This window comes from Nostoc sp. 2RC (genome assembly GCF_014222165.1).
Lineage (GTDB): Bacteria > Cyanobacteriota > Cyanobacteriia > Cyanobacteriales > Nostocaceae > Nostoc > Nostoc linckia.
Map to the genome: position 1 here is coordinate 1 of NZ_JACKZU010000710.1, position 1306 is coordinate 1306.

Below are 1306 nucleotides of genomic sequence, written 5' to 3' on the forward strand. Positions count from 1 at the left end.
GTATAATTACATAAATTTGATATTTTTATTTTTGAAAAGTTGATTATTTGATTAATCATCCTGAAAAACATCAGTAAAAATTCTTATATTTTCTAAAAAACTCAAAAACCACCTACATTGACTAAATCTAAAAAATGCCAAACCCATTAATGTATCAGCAGGATAATTTTGTGGTTCTGGAAACAAATCAACCAGAACAATTTATGACATTATCAGAGTTATTAGAGAAACTCAAAACAACTCTCCAGCAACTAAAAATTCAAGATTTGCCGCCTGACTTGCAAAAAATTAATACTGTGGAAGGCCAAGCACAACATTTACTCGACACTACTTGTGAATTAGATCTTGGCCCTGGACAATACTTGGAATGGTATGCAGTTCGTCTAGAAAAGTAATATTGTTTTGAGTTTTAGATTTTCAATTGAAAATAACCTTGTATGTCTGATATTAATCTGAGTTCTCCAACGGAATTCTAAACTTTCGCGAGATGGGGTATTAGGATAATCGGCTGAATGAAATTCTCACCCCATCTCCCCATCTCAACAGTCATCAGTCAACAGTCAACACTCCCAATCCCCAACATTATTGACTACTGACTACTGACTCTTTTTCAGCATTTTTGATTAATGCTACTTCAATTTTGTTTTCAGATGGCTGGGTTATTTGAATTTCCACTCCAGGGCCGAAATAATTGGTCATTTTTTCTTGTTTTTTTTGCCATAAGTCAATTGGTACTAGCGGTGAATCAAATTCTAAAATTAGGGTGTAACTTTCATTGACTTCTGTTTCTCGCAACCCTGTAATTATCGGCCGTTCTTCATCGCTGGGACTCAAACCCAAAAAATCAAGTGTTGTATCAAAATGAGCATCTTGACCATAGCAATATCTAGTGATGTCTTTGCGAATTTTATTTTGAGTTACAGTTGCCTGTTCCTGACGCAATTTTAATATTGATGGTGGCGTCGTTTGGCTAAAGGGTATTGGCTTGAGTTCATTAGCTTTCAGTGCCAATCCCCCTAACAATAGAGGAATCCCGTAAAAAAATCCCACAAGATTGAGTGTCGCATTATCAGCAGCATAAGCCACGAAGCCAATAATGGTTAATATGCTACCGATAGTTAAACCGAGTGTTCCCAGAGAGATTTGGCCTAGCATGAGCTTAGATGAGTATAAATTGCTAATATCTCATACCATTTCTAAAAATCTTGGCAAAAAATCAATAGCCTGTAGGGGTTTCAAGTTGTGCATAGGTGTCAACTTAAGCTCAAACTCTTGCCCCACAATCATTTTACCCCACCCCCAACCC

Annotated in this window: 2 protein-coding genes; one reads left to right on the plus strand and one right to left on the minus strand. The window is 36.4% G+C overall.

The window, feature by feature from the left end:
- Nucleotides 1–134 precede the first annotated feature (134 nt).
- Nucleotides 135–395: a chlororespiratory reduction protein 7 gene (locus GNE10_RS34570; protein WP_185570513.1), complete on the plus strand. Its 261-nt coding sequence runs from the start codon at nucleotides 135–137 to the stop codon at nucleotides 393–395.
- A 187-nt stretch (nucleotides 396–582) separates the two neighbouring features.
- On the opposite strand, the gene GNE10_RS34575 is transcribed toward GNE10_RS34570, so the two are convergent.
- The gene (locus GNE10_RS34575; protein WP_099069661.1) at nucleotides 583–1155 is read right to left on the minus strand and encodes a DUF2854 domain-containing protein; all 573 of its coding nucleotides are present in this window, start codon (nucleotides 1153–1155) and stop codon (nucleotides 583–585) included.
- Nucleotides 1156–1306 lie beyond the last annotated feature (151 nt).